The sequence below is a fragment of the Megamonas sp. Calf98-2 genome (assembly GCF_900110235.1).
GTDB lineage: Bacteria > Bacillota > Negativicutes > Selenomonadales > Selenomonadaceae > Megamonas > Megamonas funiformis.
This window is the reverse complement of sequence record NZ_FOCY01000007.1, coordinates 1-21,336: the sequence shown is the minus strand read 5'-3', so window position 1 is coordinate 21,336 and position 21,336 is coordinate 1. Positions and strand designations below refer to the sequence as shown.

At 31.3% G+C, this 21,336-nt stretch carries 24 protein-coding genes; 22 read left to right on the top strand and 2 right to left on the bottom strand.

What is annotated here, in order from left to right:
• The first annotated feature begins 2 nt into the window (after positions 1–2).
• From amaP to hfq, 15 genes are all read left to right on the top strand, one after another.
• Entirely contained in the window at positions 3–578 is a 576-nt protein-coding gene (gene amaP / locus BMX03_RS03190) for an alkaline shock response membrane anchor protein AmaP (protein WP_022228410.1), read from the top strand.
• Positions 579–598: 20 nt separating this feature from the next.
• Positions 599–850 (top strand): DUF2273 domain-containing protein, encoded by a 252-nt coding sequence (locus BMX03_RS03185; protein WP_015562229.1) that lies wholly within the window; start codon positions 599–601, stop codon positions 848–850.
• An 18-nt stretch (positions 851–868) separates the two neighbouring features.
• On the top strand, positions 869–1,264 hold the full coding sequence (nusB, locus tag BMX03_RS03180; protein ID WP_008537854.1) for a transcription antitermination factor NusB: 396 nt from the start codon (positions 869–871) through the stop codon (positions 1,262–1,264).
• Positions 1,265–1,321: 57 nt separating this feature from the next.
• On the top strand, positions 1,322–2,524 hold the full coding sequence (xseA, locus tag BMX03_RS03175; protein WP_091693740.1) for an exodeoxyribonuclease VII large subunit: 1,203 nt from the start codon (positions 1,322–1,324) through the stop codon (positions 2,522–2,524).
• Positions 2,525–2,534: 10 nt separating this feature from the next.
• Positions 2,535–2,774 carry an exodeoxyribonuclease VII small subunit gene (gene xseB, locus BMX03_RS03170; protein WP_008537857.1) on the top strand — a complete coding sequence of 80 codons (240 nt, stop codon included), beginning with the start codon at positions 2,535–2,537 and terminating at the stop codon, positions 2,772–2,774.
• Complete coding sequence (locus BMX03_RS03165; protein WP_022228407.1) at positions 2,775–3,653, top strand: polyprenyl synthetase family protein; 879 nt, start codon at positions 2,775–2,777, stop codon at positions 3,651–3,653.
• A gap of 21 nt (positions 3,654–3,674) precedes the next feature.
• Positions 3,675–5,552: a 1-deoxy-D-xylulose-5-phosphate synthase gene (gene dxs / locus BMX03_RS03160; RefSeq protein WP_022228406.1), complete on the top strand. Its 1,878-nt coding sequence runs from the start codon at positions 3,675–3,677 to the stop codon at positions 5,550–5,552.
• Between the two features lie 17 nt (positions 5,553–5,569).
• A complete protein-coding gene (locus BMX03_RS03155) occupies positions 5,570–6,379 on the top strand; it encodes a TlyA family RNA methyltransferase (protein ID WP_022228405.1) in 810 nt (269 codons plus the stop codon).
• A gap of 14 nt (positions 6,380–6,393) precedes the next feature.
• Positions 6,394–7,248: an NAD(+)/NADH kinase gene (locus tag BMX03_RS03150; protein ID WP_015562223.1), complete on the top strand. Its 855-nt coding sequence runs from the start codon at positions 6,394–6,396 to the stop codon at positions 7,246–7,248.
• 44 nt (positions 7,249–7,292) lie between these two features.
• Positions 7,293–7,883, top strand: a complete 591-nt coding sequence (locus tag BMX03_RS03145; RefSeq protein ID WP_015562222.1) for a tRNA 5-(aminomethyl)-2-thiouridylate-methyltransferase MnmM — start codon at positions 7,293–7,295, stop codon at positions 7,881–7,883.
• On the top strand, positions 7,880–8,332 hold the full coding sequence (argR, locus tag BMX03_RS03140) for an arginine repressor (RefSeq protein WP_008537864.1): 453 nt from the start codon (positions 7,880–7,882) through the stop codon (positions 8,330–8,332). Before BMX03_RS03145 ends, argR begins: the two co-directional genes overlap by 4 nt.
• A gap of 14 nt (positions 8,333–8,346) precedes the next feature.
• A complete protein-coding gene (recN, locus tag BMX03_RS03135) occupies positions 8,347–10,056 on the top strand; it encodes a DNA repair protein RecN (RefSeq protein ID WP_015562221.1) in 1,710 nt (569 codons plus the stop codon).
• A gap of 21 nt (positions 10,057–10,077) precedes the next feature.
• Entirely contained in the window at positions 10,078–10,755 is a 678-nt protein-coding gene (locus BMX03_RS03130; RefSeq protein WP_015562220.1) for a metal-dependent hydrolase, read from the top strand.
• Between the two features lies 1 nt (position 10,756).
• Positions 10,757–11,701 (top strand): tRNA (adenosine(37)-N6)-dimethylallyltransferase MiaA, encoded by a 945-nt coding sequence (miaA, locus tag BMX03_RS03125; RefSeq protein ID WP_091693738.1) that lies wholly within the window; start codon positions 10,757–10,759, stop codon positions 11,699–11,701.
• Between the two features lie 102 nt (positions 11,702–11,803).
• Complete coding sequence (gene hfq / locus BMX03_RS03120) at positions 11,804–12,061, top strand: RNA chaperone Hfq (protein WP_008537868.1); 258 nt, start codon at positions 11,804–11,806, stop codon at positions 12,059–12,061.
• Positions 12,062–12,125: 64 nt separating this feature from the next.
• On the opposite strand, the gene BMX03_RS03115 is transcribed toward hfq, so the two are convergent.
• The gene (locus BMX03_RS03115) at positions 12,126–13,004 is read right to left on the bottom strand and encodes an AraC family transcriptional regulator (protein ID WP_075554506.1); all 879 of its coding nucleotides are present in this window, start codon (positions 13,002–13,004) and stop codon (positions 12,126–12,128) included.
• A gap of 219 nt (positions 13,005–13,223) precedes the next feature.
• Here BMX03_RS03115 and BMX03_RS03110 point away from each other — a divergent pair, with 219 nt between their 5' ends.
• From BMX03_RS03110 to BMX03_RS03085, 6 genes are all read left to right on the top strand, one after another.
• Positions 13,224–15,017, top strand: coding sequence for an L-fucose isomerase (locus tag BMX03_RS03110; protein ID WP_091693735.1), 1,794 nt, complete (start codon positions 13,224–13,226; stop codon positions 15,015–15,017).
• 39 nt (positions 15,018–15,056) lie between these two features.
• Complete coding sequence (locus BMX03_RS03105; protein WP_008540268.1) at positions 15,057–15,740, top strand: class II aldolase/adducin family protein; 684 nt, start codon at positions 15,057–15,059, stop codon at positions 15,738–15,740.
• 244 nt (positions 15,741–15,984) lie between these two features.
• Entirely contained in the window at positions 15,985–17,460 is a 1,476-nt protein-coding gene (locus tag BMX03_RS03100) for a rhamnulokinase (RefSeq protein ID WP_075554507.1), read from the top strand.
• Positions 17,454–17,894: an RbsD/FucU family protein gene (locus tag BMX03_RS03095; protein WP_008537871.1), complete on the top strand. Its 441-nt coding sequence runs from the start codon at positions 17,454–17,456 to the stop codon at positions 17,892–17,894. Before BMX03_RS03100 ends, BMX03_RS03095 begins: the two co-directional genes overlap by 7 nt.
• Before the next feature lie 46 nt (positions 17,895–17,940).
• Positions 17,941–19,284: an L-fucose:H+ symporter permease gene (fucP, locus tag BMX03_RS03090; RefSeq protein WP_022228401.1), complete on the top strand. Its 1,344-nt coding sequence runs from the start codon at positions 17,941–17,943 to the stop codon at positions 19,282–19,284.
• Between the two features lie 31 nt (positions 19,285–19,315).
• Entirely contained in the window at positions 19,316–19,912 is a 597-nt protein-coding gene (locus tag BMX03_RS03085) for a cytidylate kinase-like family protein (RefSeq protein WP_022228400.1), read from the top strand.
• A gap of 219 nt (positions 19,913–20,131) precedes the next feature.
• On the opposite strand, the gene BMX03_RS11315 is transcribed toward BMX03_RS03085, so the two are convergent.
• Positions 20,132–20,260 (bottom strand): hypothetical protein, encoded by a 129-nt coding sequence (locus BMX03_RS11315; protein WP_255361400.1) that lies wholly within the window; start codon positions 20,258–20,260, stop codon positions 20,132–20,134.
• An 876-nt stretch (positions 20,261–21,136) separates the two neighbouring features.
• On the opposite strand from BMX03_RS11315, the gene BMX03_RS03080 reads away from it, so the two are divergent.
• The coding region (locus BMX03_RS03080; RefSeq protein WP_143052057.1) for a helix-turn-helix domain-containing protein at positions 21,137–21,336 on the top strand (200 nt) is incomplete at its 3' end.

Genomic DNA, 21,336 nt, shown 5'->3' with positions numbered 1-21,336 from the left:
GTATGAGCGTTATAAATCGTATCATCCTGTTCTTTTACGCTTTGGCATTTGGTGCAATTTCTATTTTGACTATGGTATTATTCGCTAGATTTATTCCCGATGCTCAAATTTGGAATGAGTTCTTGTATTTATGTAGTCGCATGGAAACTGTAGTGGTTGCAGTAGTCATTTTTATTTGTAGTCTATATTTATTAATACAGAGTTTATCTACACATAGTAATGATGTATCAACAAATGAGGCTGTAATTGTGCAAGGGAAAATGGGAGAGGTTAATATCTCCTTAACAGCACTAAAAGATATGGCTGATAAGATTGCCCGTTCTATTACAGGGGTCCGTGATGTTAAAGTAAGATTGAAAATGACTAAGGCACCAACCAAAGATAAAACTTTAATACCTAATTTCAAGCTAAAATTAATTGTTGGTGAAGAAAGCAATATTGTATCAATTAGTGATGAAATAAAACAACAACTCGATATTTATTTAAATAAATATATCGGTATTGAAAAGGCTAAAATTGATATCAATGTAGAAAGCATATCTAATAATTCTACTAACAACAAAAAGCGTGTTGTATGAAGTTTTAGCTGAGGTGCACAATGAAAGAATATATTTTAAATTTTATCAAATATCAATTACATGAACATTGTGGTAGAACTATTGGTGTTATTTTAGGATTTATAATTTCTTTAGCTATACTTATATTTGGTTTATTCACTACTTTATTTGTAATAATTTGTATGGGAATAGGTCTTTATGTAGGTAATTTAATAGATAAAGATGATGAGTTTTCAGATAATATCTTATATAAAATCCAAAAAATCTTACCACCTTATTCACGTCGTTGGTAAAAGGAGCTAGTTTTTTATATGAGTCGCAGACAAGCGAGAGAAATCGCATTACAGTCATTATTTCAATTAGATTTTAATGAATGTGAAGTAGATAGTGCTATTGAAAATGTATTATCACATAAAAAACTTCATGAAGCTGATTGTGATTTTGTAAGAATATTAGTTAGTGGTACTAGAGAAAATTTAGAGTCTATTGATAAAATGATAGCGGAAAAGTCTAAAGACTGGAAAATCGAACGTATGTCAGGTATTGACAGAAATATCGTTCGTCTAGCTATATTTGAAATGAAATTCAGTTCAGATAAACTGGTGCCTAATATAGCAATCAATGAAGCTGTCGAATTAGCCAAAAAATTCGGTACAGATGATTCTGCCCGTTTTGTTAATGGTATTTTGGGCTCAATGATTAAATAACAATGTTTATTTGCCAGGCTAGTTACAGCCTGGCATTTTTATTTATATGAGGATATAATGGCAGGAAAAATTTACACAGTAAGTCAATTAAATAAATATTTACGACAACAATTTGATGATGATATTATTTTGCAAAATATCATGTTAAAGGGAGAAATATCTAATTTCAAAGTCCATTCTTCTGGACATTGTTATTTTACTTTAAAAGATAATGTAGCTAGTATAAAATGTGTAGCATTTCGTTTTAATGCTATGAAGTTTCGTTTTGCTCCGCAAAATGGAATGAAGGTAATTGCAAGTGGATATATTTCAATTTATGAAAAAGATGGCTTATATCAATTATATGTGCAAAATTTAGCGCCTGAAGGTATAGGTGAACTTGCATTAGCTTTTGAACAATTAAAAAATAAATTGAATGATGAAGGTTTATTTGATAGTAAATATAAAAAACAATTACCTTTCTATCCTAAGCGCATAGGTGTTGTAACATCAAGAACGGGAGCAGTTATTAAAGATATTTGCCATGTAGCCAAAAGGCGAAATCCTTTGGTGAAGATCCTTTTATATTCTGTTTTGGTACAAGGCGAAAACGCAAGTAAGGAAATTGTTCAAGGAATAGAATTTTTTAATAAAAAATGTCCAGTTGATGTGATTATCATTGGACGAGGTGGTGGCTCACTTGAAGATTTATGGGCATTTAATGAAGAAAATGTAATTCGTGCGATATTTGCTTCAAAAATTCCTATAACTTCAGCAGTAGGTCATGAAACAGATTATACTTTATCTGATTTAGCAAGTGATGTAAGAGCAGCAACACCTTCTCAAGCAGCGGAATTAGCTGTTGTAGAAAAAGATGCATTAGTAAATTATATTGAAAGTTTAAAAAGAGATTGTAGATATAAAGCATATAATCTTTTTTCAATCAAAGAAAATAAATTTAATTTATTATGGAAACATAGTATTTTTAGCGATAAAGAACGTTTATTGCAAAGTAGACAACAAGAATTAGATTTTTTAAATGAGCGTTTAAATAAAGTAGTAACTGATAAATACGTGAATAAATTTCATCAAATGGAAGTTATTGCCGAAAAATTAAAAGTATTAAATCCTCTAAATGTATTGCAAAGAGGCTTTAGCATTGTAAAACAAGATGATAAATATATAAAAAATGTCAAAGATATAGATATGAATAAATCACTAAACATCGAGCTTAGTGATGGTACTGTTGAAACTAAAATTGTACAAATAAAAGAAAAATGAGGTTTTTCTCATGGCTAGAAAAAAATTAACTTTTGAAAATGCTATGGAAACTTTAGAAGAAATTGTAAATCAATTAGAAGCTGGAGATATTCCATTAAATGAATTAATAGATAAATATAATGAAGGTATGAAATTATCAGCTTTCTGTTTAGATGAATTAAATAGAGCGAAAGATGCTATATATGCAGAAGTTGATGTAAAAGATAATAAAATAATTGAAAAGAAATTAGATATAGAAGGTGATTATTAAATGATGAAATCCTACATGCAAAGAAAAATGGATTTAATAAATCAGCAATTAAATGAGATTTATACAGAAAATATGGCACTCAATAAAGATTTAGCTAAAGCTATGAATTACAGTTTAATGGCTGGTGGAAAAAGACTTCGTCCTATTTTAATAATGGCTGCTGCTGATGCTTTAGGCGTTGATGGTGAAAAATTCTTGAGATTATCAACATCAATAGAGTTCATTCATACGTATTCTTTAATACATGATGATTTGCCAGCAATGGATAATGATGATTATCGCAGAGGAAAACTCACTAATCATAAAGTTTTTGGTGAAGCTTTAGCTATTTTAGCAGGTGATGCGCTTCTCACTATGGCATTTGAAATAATTGCCACTGATAAAAATGTAGATGCAGAAACTAAAGTAAAAATTATCACTGAAATGAGCAAGGCTGCTGGTGCAGAAGGTATGGTCGGCGGTCAAGTAATAGATATGCAATCCGAAAATAAAAAAATTGATATACAGACTTTAAAACAAATGCATGCGGCCAAAACAGGTGCATTATTTTGTGCTGCTATTCGTTCAGGTGCTATCTTGGCTGGTGCTGATGAAAAACAATTAGCTAATTTGACAGAATATGCTCGTCAATTTGGATTGGCTTTTCAAATTACTGATGATATTTTAGATGTTGTTGGTGATGAAAAAACTATAGGGAAACCTGTAGGTAGTGATGAAAAAAATCATAAATCCACATATGTTACTTTGGGTTCATTAGGAAGTGCAAAAGCTTTAGCGCAAGAAGCTGTGGATAAAGCAAAAGCGTCTTTAGTAGATTTTGGCGAGAATGCTGAATTTTTAAGAGCTTTAGTAGATTATTTAATTACTAGAAATAAATAAACTAAAGAAAGAGTGTTATATATGAATATTTTAGAGCAAATACATTCTCCGGCAGAGCTAAAATATTTATCTGAAACTCAGTTAGAAATTGTAGCCACGCAAATTAGAGAATTGATTATAAAAACAGTAGCTCAAAATGGCGGTCATTTAGCTCCTTGTTTAGGAACAGTAGAACTTACTTTAGCTTTGCATAAAGTCTTTTCTTGTCCACGAGATAAATTTGTTTGGGACGTTGGTCATCAGGCATATGCACATAAAATTTTAACTGGCAGATTAGAAAAATTTTCCACATTGCGACAAAAAGATGGCATAACAGGTTTTCCAAATCGTTTTGAAAGTGAATATGATGCATTTGGTGTAGGTCATGCTAGTACATCAATTTCAGCGGCATTAGGTATGGCAGTTGCTCGTGATTTAGACAATGAAGATTATAATGTAATTGCTATTATTGGTGATGGCGCTCTGACTGGTGGCGAAGCATTTGAAGGCTTGAATAATGCAGGAATGTCTAAGCGTAAACTAATAGTCATTTTAAATGATAATGAAATGTCTATTTCACAAAATGTAGGTGCGTTATCAGAGTATTTATCACTTATTCGCATTGATGAAAAGTATAAACGTGCCAAAAAAGATATTCAGCGTATTTTGGGTAATATACCGAAAATAGGTGGTTCTGTTTTAAAAACAGCTAATTATGTAAAAGATGGTGTAAAAAATGCCATTGTTCCTGGTGGTATTTTTGAAGCTTTAGGTTTTAATTATATTGGAGCATTAAATGGTCATAGTTTAACTGATTTGATAAATGTTTTTGAAAAAGTTAAAGCAAATATTGATGGCCCAGTACTCATTCATGTGCAGACTAAAAAAGGTCATGGCTATTTACCAGCAGAAAATAATCCATCTAAATTCCATGGTATTGGTAAATTTGATGTATTGACAGGACTACCTATAGCTTCTAATAGCATTGTACCTACGTATACTGCTGTTTTTAGTAGAGCATTGATAGATTTAGCCGCCAAAAATAAAAATATAACAGCGATTACAGCAGCTATGCCATCAGGCACAGGCTTACAAAAATTTGCTGATGTTTACCCTAAGAGATTTTTTGATGTAGGTATCGCAGAAGAACATGCTGTAACATTTGCTGGCGGTCAAGCTTGTATCGGTAAACGTCCATTTGTAGCATTATATTCAACTTTTGCTCAACGTGCTTATGACCAGGTTATACATGATATATGTTTACAAAAATTACCAGTAGTATTTTGTTTAGATAGGGCAGGGCTTGTTGGTGAAGATGGCCCAACTCATCATGGTGTATTTGATATAGCATATATGCGTCAAATACCAAATATGGTAGTTATGGCACCAAAAGATGAAAATGAACTTCGTCAAATGGTATTTAGTGCAGTGGAATATAATTGTCCATGTAGCATACGTTATCCACGAGGTAACGCTTGTGGTGTTCCAATTGAAGAAGATGTAGAGATTTTACCTTTAGGCAAAGGCGAAATTTTACAAGATAAGGAAAATGCTACAGTAGCAATAATCGCTGTTGGTTCAATGGTAAAAGAAGCTATGGTAGCTAGTGAAAAATTATCATTAGAAAATATAAATTGTAGCGTTATTAATGCTCGCTTTATAAAACCATTAGATGAAGAATTAATTTTAAATATAGCTAAAAAAGTAAAATACGTAGTAACGATTGAAGAAGGTATTTTAGCTGGCGGTTTTGGCAGTGCTATTTTAGAATTATTAAATCAAAATAAAATATATAAACCAATAATTCGTATGGGTATACCAGATGAATTTATAGAACAAGGTACACGCAATGAATTATTGAAAGAATGTAAATTAACAAGTGAAGATATAATACAAACAATAAAAGATTTTGAAGAATAGAAATAGGTGTGAAGTTAATGGCAAAAAAACGTTTAGATGTGATGTTAACAGAACAAAATTTAGTATCTAGTCGAGAACGTGCAAAAACAACTATAATGGCAGGCTTAGTATTAGTTAATGGTCAAAAAATAGATAAACCAGGAACTATGGTAAAAGAAGATGCTGTTATCCGTGTTTTAGGTGATAGTATAGGATATGTAAGCCGTGGAGGTTTAAAATTAGCAAAAGCCATCAAAGAATTTAAATTAGATTTAACAGATTTAGTTGTAGCAGATATTGGCGCTTCAACTGGTGGTTTTACAGATTGTTCTTTACAAAATGGAGCAAAAAAAGTTTTTGCTATAGATGTAGGCTATGGACAATTAGCATGGTCATTGCGTACAGATGAACGTGTAGTGAATATGGAAAGAACAAACATTCGCTATGTTACACCAGAAGATATAGGTGAACCTATAAACTTTGCTTCTATCGACGTAGCTTTTATCTCTTTAGATAAAGTTTTACCTGTAGCTAAAACTTTACTTAGCGATGATGGTAAAATAGTTGCTTTGATAAAACCTCAATTTGAAGCAGGAAAAGATAAAGTAGGTAAAAAAGGCGTAGTTCGTGAAGCTAGTGTACATGAAGAAGTAATCAAAAAAATCGTAGATTTAAGTACACAATTAGAATTTGTACCTAGAGAATTGACATATTCTCCAGTAAAAGGGCCAGAAGGAAATATTGAATATTTAATTTTATTAGATTTAGATAAACAACATCAAAGTAATATTGATGACAATTTGATAAAAGATATTGTACAAAAAGCACATGCACAATTAGATAAATAGGGGGACAATATTTAATGAGAATAGCTATTTATCCTAATGTAACTAAATCAGGAGCTGGGGAGATTTTAGAAAGAGTAATAAAATTTGCTAATCAATATAATATTGAATTATTATTACCGCCAAAAGAAGGTAAATTTTTCTATCATGAAGAATTAATCAATCAAAACATTGAAAAAGAATATATTGATATGGCGATTAGCATCGGTGGAGATGGTACTTTATTAGGTCTTTGTAGAAGACTAGCTAAAAATGGTATACCTGTATGTGGTATTAATATTGGACATTTAGGATTTTTAGCAGATATTGAACCAGGAGAAATTGAAGCCAAACTGACAAAAATCATCAATAGACAATATAAAATAGAAGAACGATTAATGTTGTCTGCATATATAAAAAGACAAGGGAAAATAAACTATATTGGCAGTGCTGTAAATGATGTAGTTGTAAGTAAATGCGGTGTATCACGTATGCTACATTTTGGTGTAGCTATCAATGATTATATGGTAACAAATTATAAAGCTGATGGATTGATAATATCAACTCCTACAGGTTCAACAGCATATTCTTTATCTGCTGGCGGGCCAATTGTAAATCCTAAAGTAAAAGGGATTATATTGACCCCAATATGCCCACATTCTTGCTTCATTCGTCCTATGGTTATTGATGAAAGTGAAAAAGTCGCTTTGAATATCATCAATATCATTAGTATGACAAAGAGAAGTGTAAACTTAACATTAGATGGACAAGAAGGCGTTGATATTGAGCCAGATGATGAAATTATAATTGAAAAAGCGAATTTTCCAGCACAGATAGTTAGATTTGAAGATAAAAATTTCTATCAAACATTTATGAATAAACTATGTTTATAAGCGATAGATTTTTATTTTAAATTATAATAAAAGAGGAATTTTCCATGCAAAAGCTCAGTAACTCAATTCAGTTAGCACATTGCTTATTAAAAAATAGATTAAATGAAGCAAAAATAATAGTTGATGCTACAGCTGGAAATGGCAATGATACACTGTTTCTAGCTCAAAATACCTTAAATAATGCTCAGATATATGCATTCGATATCCAAAAAGAAGCTATAGAAAATACAAAAGCTTTATTAATAAAAAATAAAGATAATATAAATTTACCACTAGAAAATATATCATTTATTCATGATTCACATGAACATATTGATAACTATATACAGACAAAAATAGATATAGCTATCTTTAATCTGGGATATTTACCAGGTGGAGATCATAAATTCACGACAAAAGATGATACAACATTAAAGGCCATAGATAAAATCTTAAACAATTTAAATATAAATGGTTATGTTGCAATTGTTATGTATCCAGGTCATGAAGAAGGCTTAAAAGAGTATCAGTCTATAAAACTATTTGTAAAGGATTTACCTAAAAAATCTTTTACAGTAGGTTGGTATAAAATGATAAATCATAATTTTAATGCTCCAGCATTATGTTGGATTGAGAAAGTTGGTGAATATGCATGAAAGCTACACGCCATGCAAGAATTAAGGAAATTATTGAACACTCCGTTATTGAAACACAAGAAGAATTAGCAAATGCTCTAAGAGAACAACATATAGTAGTAACACAAGCTACTGTTTCTCGTGATATTAAAGAGTTAATGCTAATAAAAGTTCCTACAGGCGATGGAAGATATCGTTATGCTTATCCTACAGATAAGGAATTGATGTATTCTAAAAATCGTTTATTAAATTTATTTAGAGATTCTGTAGTTGGTTTGAACTTCAGTGAAAATATCATTGTAGTAAAAACTCTTCCTGGTGCAGCTAATGCAGTAGCTTCTACTTTAGATTATGCTAAATGGCCTGAAATCATAGGTACAGTAGCAGGTGATGATAATATTTTTATAGTAGTAAAACCTATATCTGCTGTAGAAGATATAATGAAAAGATTACAGGATATGCTTAATTAATTTGGGGGATATTCATGTTAAAAACACTATCAATTTGGAATTTTGCTTTGATTGAGCATGTACAAATAGATTTTGATAAAGGTCTTAATATACTTACTGGTGAAACAGGTGCTGGTAAATCTATTTTATTAGGTGCCTTAGGTATGGTTATTGGACGAAGAACAAATATTGATGCTATTCGCAGTGGTTGTGAATTTATGCGAGTAGAAGCTGTTTTTACTTTGGATAACAATTTAGTCAAAGATTTTTTAACTAAATATAATATCTTAGTTGAAGATGATGATTTAATCATAACTAGACAGATAAATATAAATGGTAAAAATAGCGTACAGATTAATAATTGTCATACGACAATGGCTATTTTACGCCAACTAGGTGAGTTATTAGTAGATATACATGGTCAACATGCTAATCAGGCATTACTAAAACCTATAAAGCAATTATCACTTATTGATATGTATGATGGCGATGCTATTCAAAAGCAAAAAGAAGTATATTTAGAAAAATATTATCAGTGGTTACAAATAAAACAAAAATTAGCTGATAGTAAAATAAATACACAAGAAATGGCTCAACGATTAGATATGCTGAAATGGCAAATTAATGAGATTGAAAATGCTAAATTGACTTTAGATGAAGATGAAAAATTAGAGTCTGAAATAAAAGTCTTAGCTAATGCAGAGAAGATATCATTATTGACACAAGATGCATATAAATTGCTTTATGAAGGTGAAAATGGTAAATTTGCCATTTTAAGTTCATTGAGTCAAGTACGCAAGGATTTAGAAAACTTAGCTCAATATGACGAAAATATGGCTAAAGTTCATCAAATATTAGATGAAGCTTATTTCCAAATACAAGATAGTGCAGATGAAATCCGCAATTATGGTGAAAGTATAGATTATAATCCTCAAAAGTTAGATATGATGCAATCTCGATTAAATGATATCGACAAGCTGAAAAGAAAATATGGCAATACTATTGAGGAAATATTGAATTATTTAGCTAAAGCAAAAGAGGAATTGACCTATATTGAAAATTATGATGATAATCTTGCCAAATTAGAACAGGAATTATCTTTATTAGCAAAAGATGTATCCCAAGAAGCCTTAATTTTGCATGAATTACGTCAAAAAAGTGCCAAAGCTCTAGAAATGGCAATCATGAAAGAATTAGCTTCTTTATCTATGGCTGATGCGAAACTTGTCATAAATTTAACCTTGAATGATGATGATTTCACTGAAAATGGAGCCGATGATGTGGAAATTTTATTTTCTGCTAATTTAGGTGAAGATTTAAAATCCTTAGCTAAAATCGTTTCAGGTGGGGAATTGTCTCGTATTGCTTTAGCTTTAAAAACTATTACCGCAAAAAAAGATGATATTGATTTGATGGTATTTGATGAGGTGGATACAGGTGTTGGCGGAAAAACAGCTCAAATGATGGCTGAAAAAATTGCTCGCATTGCCCTATATAGACAAGTTATATGTATCACTCATTTACCACAGATTGCAGCGATGGCAGATGCTCATTTTTATATCAGTAAAGAGACTAAAAATAATAAAACCTTTACTACCATTGATGAAATTAATTATGATGCTAAACTCGCTGAAATTGCTAGAATGTCATCTGGCATAGATTTAACACAAGCTTCACTTGAAAATGCTGAAGAAATGTTGACTAATGCTAGAAAGCGAAAAGAATTATTACATTTTGATGAATAAATTCAGAGAAGGTGATTTTAAATGATTAAATTTAAATATTATGGACATGCTTGTTTCTTGCTTGAAACAGATAATGAAAAATTATTATTTGACCCATTTTTGACAGGAAACCCAGTAGCAAGTATTTCTGCTGATGAAGTAGAATGTGATTATATTTTATTGACTCATGCTCATGGAGATCATTATGGAGATGCTACACAGATTGCACAAAAAACAGGTGCAAAAGTTATTTCTACTCCAGAAGTTTTGACAAAATTACCAAGTGATTATGTAAATGTTCATGGTATGAATTTAGGTGGTTCGTTTACTTTCCCATTTGGTATAGTAACTATGGTTCCTGCATTGCATAGTGCAGGCGTAGAAGGTGGAATACCTTGCGGTTTTGTAATTAAATTCAATGATGATACTGTAGTTTATTTTGCTGGTGATACAGCTTTATTTAGCGATATGGCTCTTATCGGCGAAAAACAACAAATTGATTATGCTATTTTACCAATTGGCAGTAATTATACTATGGACGCTAAAGATGCAGCTAAAGCTGTTCAATTATTGAATGCAAAGCATGCTATTCCTGTTCACTATAATACATGGCCTGTTATTGCTGAAAATCCTGAAGCTTTTAAATCCTATGCAGAAAGTATTTCACATGCTAGCGTAGATATCGTGCCTGTTGGTTCATCTTTGGATTTAGTAAAATAAGATGGAAAAATTAAAATTAATCGTTATTTTAGGGCCAACTGCTGTAGGTAAAACAAATCTTAGCATAGCTTTAGCTCAAAAGTTATCCACAGAAATAATCTCTGGCGATAGTATGTTAGTATATAAGGGTTTTGATATAGGTACGGCTAAACCTACATTAGAAGAAATGAAGGGAATAAAACATCATATCATTGATATTTTAGAGCCTTGGGAAAATTTTAATGTAAGTGATTTTCATGATAAGGTTAAACCTTTAATTGAACAGATAAATAATGAAGGGAAAATTCCTATTTTAGCTGGCGGTACAGGCTTATATGTAAAATCCTTGCTTGAAGGCTATATTTTTAACGAAACTTCTGGCGATGTTGAATATAGGAAGCATTTAGAAAAACTAGCAAGCGAACATGGCAAAGAATATGTTTATAAAATGTTACAAGAAGTAGACCCACAGACGGCTCAAAGATTGCATATTAATAATTTCAATCGCATTATTCGTGCTTTAGAGGTATATCATTTAGGTAAAGAGCAGATTTCACAAAAAAATCATTATGAATTGACTGGTGAATTAATTTATGATGCCTATATTGTAGGTTTGAACCGCAGTCGTCAAAATTTATATGATAGAATTAATCAACGCGTTGATATTATGATGGATTGTGGATTTGTAGATGAAGTACAATCTTTACTACAAAATGGTGCGAAGATTGATTGGCAATCCATGAAAGGAATTGGTTATCGAGAAATCGCTAGTTATTTAAATGGGGATATTGATTTAGATACTGCTGTTTATGAAATGAAAAAAGCTACTCGTCATTTTGCTAAACGACAATTTACGTGGTATAAGAAAATGCCATATATTTCTTGGTATGATGTAGAACAATTAAGTGAAGATGAATTGTTAGCTACTATATTGACTGACTGCAAGGCACATTTTAATATCTTATAATAATTGACATATAATTTTATTATTGAGATAATAAAAGCACTATAAATAAACTAATTAAATTAGTTTGAAAAAGAATTATATTTTAATTGGAGGACCCTTAAAATGCCAAACAAAACAATAAATTTACAAGATGTTTTTTTAAATCAAGTGAGAAAAGAAAATGTAGGAGTTATTATCCATTTAACAAATGGCTTCCAATTACGTGGAAATGTAAAAGGTTTTGATAATTTCACAGTTATTTTGGATTCTGCTGGAAAACAGATGATGGTTTATAAACATGCTATTTCTACTATTAGCCCTTTACAGCCATTGAAAAATTCTTTTCAAGATAATAAAAGAACAGAAACTGTTAGCGAATAATAATGATTTTATTAAATAAAAAAGCTCTTATTAACTTTGATTATAAGGTTAATAAGAGCTTTTTCTATTTATTGGTTAATTCAAAATAAGATTTGATGTATTTATTTGGTGTTGTATTTTTGTATTTACGGAATGTTTTTATAAAGTAAGATAAATCATTAAATCCACAACTATAAGCTATATCAGTGATGGATTGGTCTTTATCACTGATTAATTTACTGCAAGCACATTCAATTCGATAATAATTTAAATAAGCAATAGGTGTTTTATTAGTCATACTTTGGAAAAATCGGCAAAAATACTTCGGTGATAATCCAGAAGTATTAGCTAAATCTTCTAAAGTTAATGGTTGACTATATGAAGTTTCAATAAGATGAAATGCCTTTTTCAATTTATGAATGTTTTTTTGATTACTACTTATAAAATTTGTAAAAGATTTCGTATAGAGATTATGTTTTAAAACTAAACCAAAGAAATTAAATAAACAACCAAGTACGATAAATTCATATCCACTGGATTTTGTTTTCAATGCATCAAATATAGTCCATATGGTGCGGTGAATATCGGTATATTCATTATTAAAATAACTATTGATAATTAGATGATGTTCAAAAAATTTTTGAAGAATATTTTTATCGCCCACATTTGTTTCAAATAATTTTTTATCAAATACCATACATTCATATATAGTATTTTCTAAAAAAGCTTTTCCTCCATGAACACAACCATCTGTGATAAAAATCATGTCTCCAGCACTAGCTGTATATTCATTTTCATCTATAGAAATTACAATTTTTCCTTCTAATACACGAATAATCTCATATTGAATATGCCAATGATATGGCATGTTATAGCGTGGATGATGATTAGTTACATAATGATATTCTACAGGAAATGAAAAATTACCACGTTCTCTTTGTTCATTATAACTATCATGTTTCATAACTATTCTCCTAATAAATAAGATTTTATATTACTATTATACTTATATTTCTAAAAATGTAAAGTTTCATACAATTTTTAAAAAGTGAATATTATTATATTTTTAGTGATAATATAACAAGCATTATTAATATTTAGTTGCTATAATTTAATCATCAAGTGAATAACAAACAAAAAGACATATACAAAATAAAAAAGATTTCTTAGGAGGAATTTTACAATGGCAACAAACAGATTAATTGGAGATTATCCTGTAATTGGTATCCGCCCTACAATTGACGGACGTAGAGGCGTTTTAAAAGTTAGAGAATCTTTAGAAGAACAAACTATGGGCATGGCAAAAGCTGCTGCTAAATTATTTACAGAAAACCTCAAATATTCTAACGGTGAACCTGTAAAAGTAGTTATCGCTGATACAACAATCGGTCGTGTACCTGAAGCTGCTGCTTGCGCTGAAAAATTTAAAAAAGAAGGCGTAGATATTACTTTAACAGTAACTCCTTGCTGGTGCTATGGTTCTGAAACAATGGATATGGATCCAAAAACAATCAAAGGTGTTTGGGGCTTCAATGGTACTGAACGTCCTGGCGCTGTATATCTTGCTTCCGTACTTGCAAGCCATGCACAAAAAGGTCTTCCAGCTTTCGGTATTTATGGACATGATGTTCAAAATGCAGATGCTACAGATATCCCAGAAGATGTTCAAGAAAAACTTTTAAGATTTGGTCGTGCATCTGTAGCTGTTGCTACAATGAGAGGTAAATCCTACTTACAGATTGGTTCCATTACAATGGGTATTGCAGGCTCCATCATCAGCCCAGAATTCTTTGAAGAATACCTCGGCATGAGAGTTGAATCTGTAGACGAAGTTGAAATTATCCGTCGTATGACAGAAGGTATTTATGACCATGCAGAATTTGAAAAAGCTTTAAAATGGACTAAAGAAAACTGCAAACAAGGTTTCGATAAAAACCCAGATTTCTGCCGTAAAACTGACGCTGAAAAAGAAGAAGCTTGGGAATTTGTTGTAAAAATGATGTGTATCATTAAAGACCTCTATAATGGTAACAAAAACTTACCAGAAGGTTGCGAAGAAGAACAATTAGGTCATAATGCAATCGCTGGTGGTTTCCAAGGTCAAAGACAATGGACAGACTTCTATCCAAACTGCGACTTCCCAGAAGCAATGATGAACTCTTCCTTCGACTGGAATGGTGCAAGAGAACCATATGTACTTGCTACAGAAAATGATACATTAAACGGCGTAGGTATGCTCTTTGGTAAATTATTAACAAATACTGCACAGATCTTCGCTGATGTTAGAACATACTGGAGCCCTGAAGCAGTTAAACAGGCTACTGGTTATGAATTAGAAGGCGTTGCTAAAGAATCCAAAGGATTTATTCACTTAATCAACTCCGGTGCTGCTTGTATCGATGCTTGTGGTGAAGCAAAAGATGAAAATGGTAATGGCGTAATTAAACCATTCTGGGAAATGACTGAAAAAGACCAAAAAGCTTGCCTCGATGCAACTGAATGGTGCCCTGCTGATAATGGTTACTTCAGAGGTGGCGGATTTAGCTCCCGTTTCTTAACAAATAGTGAAATGCCTGTAACTATGGTTCGTTTAAATCTTGTAAAAGGCTTAGGCCCTGTATTACAGATTGCAGAAGGATGGACTGTAAAATTACCAGATGAAGTATCTGATAAACTCTGGAAACGTACTGACTACACTTGGCCTTGCACTTGGTTCGCTCCACGTTTAACTGGTGAAGGTGCATTCAAATCTGCTTATGATGTAATGAATAACTGGGGTGCAAATCACGGTGCTATCAGCTATGGTCATATCGGTGCAGACCTCATTACATTATGCTCTATGCTCAGAATTCCTGTATGCATGCATAACGTTCCTGAAGATAAAATCTTCCGTCCTGCTGCTTGGAATGCTTTTGGTATGGATAAAGAAGGTCAAGACTATAGAGCTTGCAAAAACTATGGTCCTTTATATAAATAATTAGAATATAATATAGATTAATTGGAGGAGCTTATTATTATGGCTTACGAAGAAATAAAAGAACAAATATGTGATATTTGCCATAAAATGTGGCAATTAGGTTGGGTTGCTGCTAATGATGGTAATATAACAGTAAAATTAGATGATGGTACTTTCCTTGCTACACCAACAGGAATTAGCAAAAGTTTCATCACTCCTGAAAAATTAGTACGTATTAATGCAGAAGGCGAAATTTTAGAAGCTAATGAAGGATATAGACCATCTTCTGAAATCAAAATGCATTTACGTTGCTATGCTGACCGTGAAGATGTAGGTGCAGTGCTTCACGCACATCCCCCAACAGCTACTGGCTTTGCTGTAGCTCATGTACCTTTAGATAGATATGATATGATCGAAACAGTAGTAGCATTAGGTTCTATTCCTATCACCCCTTATGGAACACCTTCTACTTACGAGGTACCTGAAGCTATTGCACCTTACATTCAAGAACATGATGCTGTATTATTAGAAAATCACGGTGCATTGACTGTTGGTTCTAATTTGGTAGAAGCTTATTACAAAATGGAAACATTAGAATTATTTGCTAAAATCAACTTAAATGCTTATCTTTTAGGTGGACCAAAAGAAATTTCTCGTGAAAATATTGATAAACTCATCAACTTACGCAGCTACTATGGCGTAAAAGGCAGACACCCAGGTTATAAACATTATAAAGAAGACTAATTGTTTACAAACAGCCCAATATATCATTGGGCTGTTTTTTTTATTTAAATTAAAACTAAAGATATATATAATTGTTGTTTATATTTATGATTTTGTTAGTTTATTTTGTTTTATGATTTTATATAAAATTTTCAAATTATTTATTAAAAGTGAATATTGTGCTATTTTTAGTGATAATATAACAAGATTTAATACCTAGGTGTTGATATAATAAGGTTAAAAGTTAACAGTGAGGAGTGAAAACATGAAAAAAGATGTTAAGGTTTTAGCCTTAGATTTTGGAGCTTCTAGTGGTAGAGCTATCATTGGTAGTTTTGATGGTGAAAAAATTTCTTTAAAAGAAATTCATCGCTTCACAAATGATCCTGTGATTTTATTAGATACTATGTACTGGGACGTATTAAGATTATTTCATGATATAAAGATTGGTTTGATTAAAGCAAAACAAGAAGGTGAAATAAAAAGCCTAGGTATAGATACATGGGGCGTGGATTTTGGTCTTTTAAATAAAGATGGCAAACTTTTAGAAAATCCTGTTCATTATAGAGATGCTAGAACAAAAGGTATGATGGAAAAAGTTTTTGCTAAATTGGATAAAGATACTGTTTATAGTATTACAGGCAACCAGTTTATGGAATTAAATACTCTTTTCCAATTGATGGCATTGAAAGAAAATCAACCTGAATTATTGCAAAAAGCTGAAACTTTATTATTAATGCCGGATTTATTAAATTATTTCTTATCTAATGAAAAATGTACGGAATATACAATAGCATCCACAACTCAATTATTAGATGCTAAAAACAAAACTTGGTCTTCAGAAATTATTGAAAATTTGGATTTACCGAAAAATATATTCACTAAAATTGTTCAACCAGGAACAAAAATTGGTAAATTGAGCAAACAAATCAGCGAAGAATTAGGAATAAATGAAATAGATGTAATTGCTGTAGCAGGACATGATACTCAATCAGCTATGGTAGCAGTACCAACTCAAGAGGATGACTTTATATTCTTATCTTGTGGTACATGGTCCTTATTAGGTACAGAATTAAAAACACCTATAATCAATGAAACTTCCGCAAGTTTGAATATTACTAATGAAGGCGGAGCAGATAATAAAACTTCCTTCTTAAAAAATATCATCGGATTGTGGCTCATTCAAGAAAGTCGCCGTCAATGGATTAGAGAAGGTAAAGAATATGGCTTCGGTGAACTCGAACAGATGGCTAGTAAAGTGGGTATGATAAATTCCTTTATTGATACAGATAATGAAGAATTTATTCCAGCAGGTAATATTCCAAAACGAATTCAAGAATATTGCAAACGTACAGGTCAATATGTTCCTCAAAATGAAGCAGAAATCGTTCGTTGTATAGATCAGAGTTTAGCTGTTAAATACAGATTTGCTTTAGAACAAATTGAAATGGCTACTGGCAAAAAATATGATATCTTAAACATCATTGGTGGCGGTATCCAAAGTAAATTATTGTGTCAATTAACAGCTGATGTTTGTGGTAGAAAAGTAGTGGCAGGCCCTGTAGAAGCTACAGTAATGGGAAATATTGCACTACAGTTAATGGCATTAGGTGAAATAAAAGATATTAAAGAAGCACGCAAGATAATTGCTAATTCTGAAAATGTTACTGTTTATGAACCTCAAAAAGATGAAAATTGGGACGAAATATATAAAAATGTTAAGGAGAGTTTATTATGTTAAAAAATATTCCTAAAATATTATCACCTGAATTATTAAAAGTACTTTGTGAAATGGGTCATAGCGATAGAATTGTTATCGCTGATGGAAATTTCCCAGCAGAGTCCATGGGTAAAAATGCAATAGTAATCAGATGTGATGGTCATGGTGTTCCTGAATTATTAGATGCAATTTTAAAAGTTTTCCCATTAGATATTTATGTTGATAAACCTGTTAATCTCATGGAAGTAATGCCTGGTGATACAGTAGAAACTCCTATTTGGGATACTTATAAAGAAATCGTAGCTAAACATGATGAACGTGGAGCAAATGCTATCGGCAATATTGAAAGATTTGCTTTCTACGAAGAAGCTAAAACAGCTTATGCTATTATCGCTACAAGTGAAAAAGCTCTTTATGCTAATATCATGTTGCAAAAAGGTGTTGTAGTAGATTAATTATGTGATTTTTATTCGTGTATAAATATTTAAGAGAGGTTTTATCATGGAAAATAATGCAAATACATTAAGTGAAAAAAATGTTGCAAATAATAGCAGCAGTATACCAGTAGTTCCTGCCCAATATAGAATTTATTTCTTCTTACTAGTATCTTGTTTTGCTCTTTGGGGCTTATTAAACAATATGACAGATAACTTAGTTCCTTCATTTGCTAAAATCTTTATGATTAAAGCGGTTGACTCTTCTTTAGTACAAGTTGCTTTCTATGGTGCATATGCTGTACTCGCTATGCCAGCAGCATTTATCATTAAAAAATATTCCTATCGTGTTGGTGTTTTAGTAGGTCTTGGCTTCTATATGATAGGTGCATTTGGTTATATCCCAGCTGCTATTTTGCAAAGTTATAATTTATTCTTAGTATCAATCTTCATCTTAGCTGGTGGTTTATCCGTATTAGAAACAACATGTAATCCATTCGTATTATCTTTGGGTGCTCAAGAAACAAGCGTTCGCAGATTGAATTTCGCTCAAGCATTCAACCCTGTAGGTTCAATGGCTGGCTTATTCTTAGCAAAATATATTATCTTAGCAAACTTGAATCCTGCTGATTTAGATGATAGACTAGCTATGTCCCCTGCTGAACTTTCCGCTATCAGAGATACAGAACTTTTCTGGGTATGTGTTCCTTATGTTGGCTTAATCTTAATTGCATTCATCATTTGGGTTATCTTCTTTAGAAGTAAATTAAATGATAAAGATGGTCGTGTAGCAATGACTGTTCCTCAAGCATTTGGTAAATTATTACAAAATCCTCGTTACTATTGGGGCGTTATCACTCAGTTCTTCTATGTAGGTGTACAAATCGCAGTTTGGACATGGACTATTAAATATATCATGGCTACAAAAAATATCATTGAAGCTGACGCTGTTAACTATTATATTTACGCAATGGTATTATTTATCGCTTGCAGATGGCTCTGCACATATTTAATGAAATACTTTGTTCCTGCAAAAATGATGGCAATTTTCGCTTTAGGCGGTATCTTATGTTGCCTTGGTACAATTTATTTACCAACATCTGTATCTGTATATTGCTTGATTGCAATTTCTGGTTGCATGAGCTTAATGTTCCCAACAATTTATGGTATTGCTCTTCGTGGTCTCGGTGCTGAAGTAAAATTTGGTGCAGCAGGTTTAATCATGGCTATCTTAGGTGGTGCAATAATCACTCCTATCATGGGTTGGTTAGTTGACTCTAGTGCATTAAGCTTCATGGTTAGTGGTTTCTCCGCATCAGAAGCAGCTATTAGAACAGCATTCTATTTACCTGTAGTATGTTTTGCAGTTGTTTTAGGATATTCTTTAGCTTTCCGCAAAACAAATGATTAATTAATAAATAATTTTGAAAGAGGGTCTTTTTGTGAAAAATAATGTTATAGCAATCAGTCGTCAATATGGTAGTGGCGGTCGTGAACTCGCAAATATTTTAGCTGAAAAATTAGGTTATAAATTATATGATAGACAAATCGTGCATATGGCTGCTGCTCAATTAGGTATTAGTGGCATGAGTGAAAGTCAATTAAAAGAATTTGAAGATAATGTGCCACCACTTTCTCTTAAATTCATGCCATTTTACATTTTTGGTATGAGTGGTGCTAAACCAATGAACCACAAAATGTTTGAACAAGAATCTGAAATTATTCGCCGTTTAGCTAAAGATGGTAAATGCATTATTCTTGGTAGATGTGCAGATGCTGTTTTACAAGGCAATGAAAATGTATGTTCTGTATTTGTTTGTGCAAATGATGAATATCGTGAAGAACGCGGTAGAACAGTATATGATGGAAAATCTGTTATTGAATTAAATCAAGAAGATGCTAAAAGAGCTGAGTATTATGCTTATTATACAGGCAAAGAATGGGGAAATCCTAAAAATTATGATTTAAGTGTTAATACTAGCCATAAATCCCTTGAAGATATTGCAGATGTAATTATTGAATATATCAATAAAAAATAAATCCCTCAATAAAGAGAAAAGATAGACAGAAAATCTTCTGTCTATCTTTTTTTATTTAGATAAAAAATAAAGCTTCTACAAAAGCGGTCAGTAGAAGCAAGTATTTTAGGGATTAATGTAGTTTGTTACTATTATATTTTTATATTTATCTAGTTTAATTATATAAGGATAAATATTATTTTGTCAATATATAATTAAGTTAGATGACTATACTTTTTATTAATAATGAATTGTCAATTCAAGTGCGACAATTCTTTTTGGTCTACTATTTAATAATATTAATTTTTCTATTAAATCATCTTGAATTTTCGTTGCTACCTCTTTGCCATGCTGCATAAGTATCTGCAAAATATACTTTTATATTTAATTTTTCTACTTCTTTGTAACATGCAAATTCTTTTCTTCTATCTGTTGTAAATGTTTTTAATGCCTTTTTGGTAGTACTTTCACTAACTTTTTTATTCCTTTTAGCATTGATGGGACTGTTCTATCTTTTATTTTTATTGCCATATAAATAAACTTTCTATAAATGTTGCTAAACAAGCCTTAGATTTTCCACTACTAGATACTATGGTATCTAGCTCCCAGTGTCCAAGAATTCTTCTACTTTTTACATCTTTTGGTCTAAAGGATAATGGAAAAATAAAAAATGTGCTTAATGATAGGTTGAATTATTTATTAAGTTCGTATTTCAATCCAATGATGTCTGCTAATGAATTTTTAGAAAAGTTTATAGCACAGTATATGACGTATTTATAAAAGGGTTTTTACATTATTGCGCTAATGCTAGAGTGTTAGGATAGTTACTCAAAAAATGCTTATCTATCTATTTGTAAATGAAGTAAGAGATTACATTTACCAGAAAAGAAATCTCTACAATTACTAGTGAATGAGTAAGAGCTAGAAATACTGTATTTCTAGCTCTTATAGATAGTGCTAATAATAAAATTCTTGATGAAATTGAAAAATCTATAAAAAAATAACTTATTACCACAAAGTAATAAGTTATGCGGTGCCATTTTAGTGTCATATAAGTGCCATAAAAAATATATTAATACATTAATAAAAAAATAATCAATTTATATAATGTGTGTAATATTAAGCATTTTTATTTAAGATGGATTGTATAATGAAGTGCGACACCTAGAAAAATAAAAAACTCACTATGAATTTTCGTGTAAAATAAAGTTACCACACCAAATCCACACGAAAGGAAAATTCATAATGAGCTATCATCATCTTACCATATCTGAACGTATTCGTATAGAGGTTCTTTCTATATTAGGTTATTCTACTCGTTTTATTGCTAAATTTTTGCATCGTCATCATTCTACTATTGCTCGAGAACTATCTCGTAATAAAATTGAAAATGAATATATCTCTTCATCTGCTCACAATAAATATCTTGAACGTCGTAAAAATTC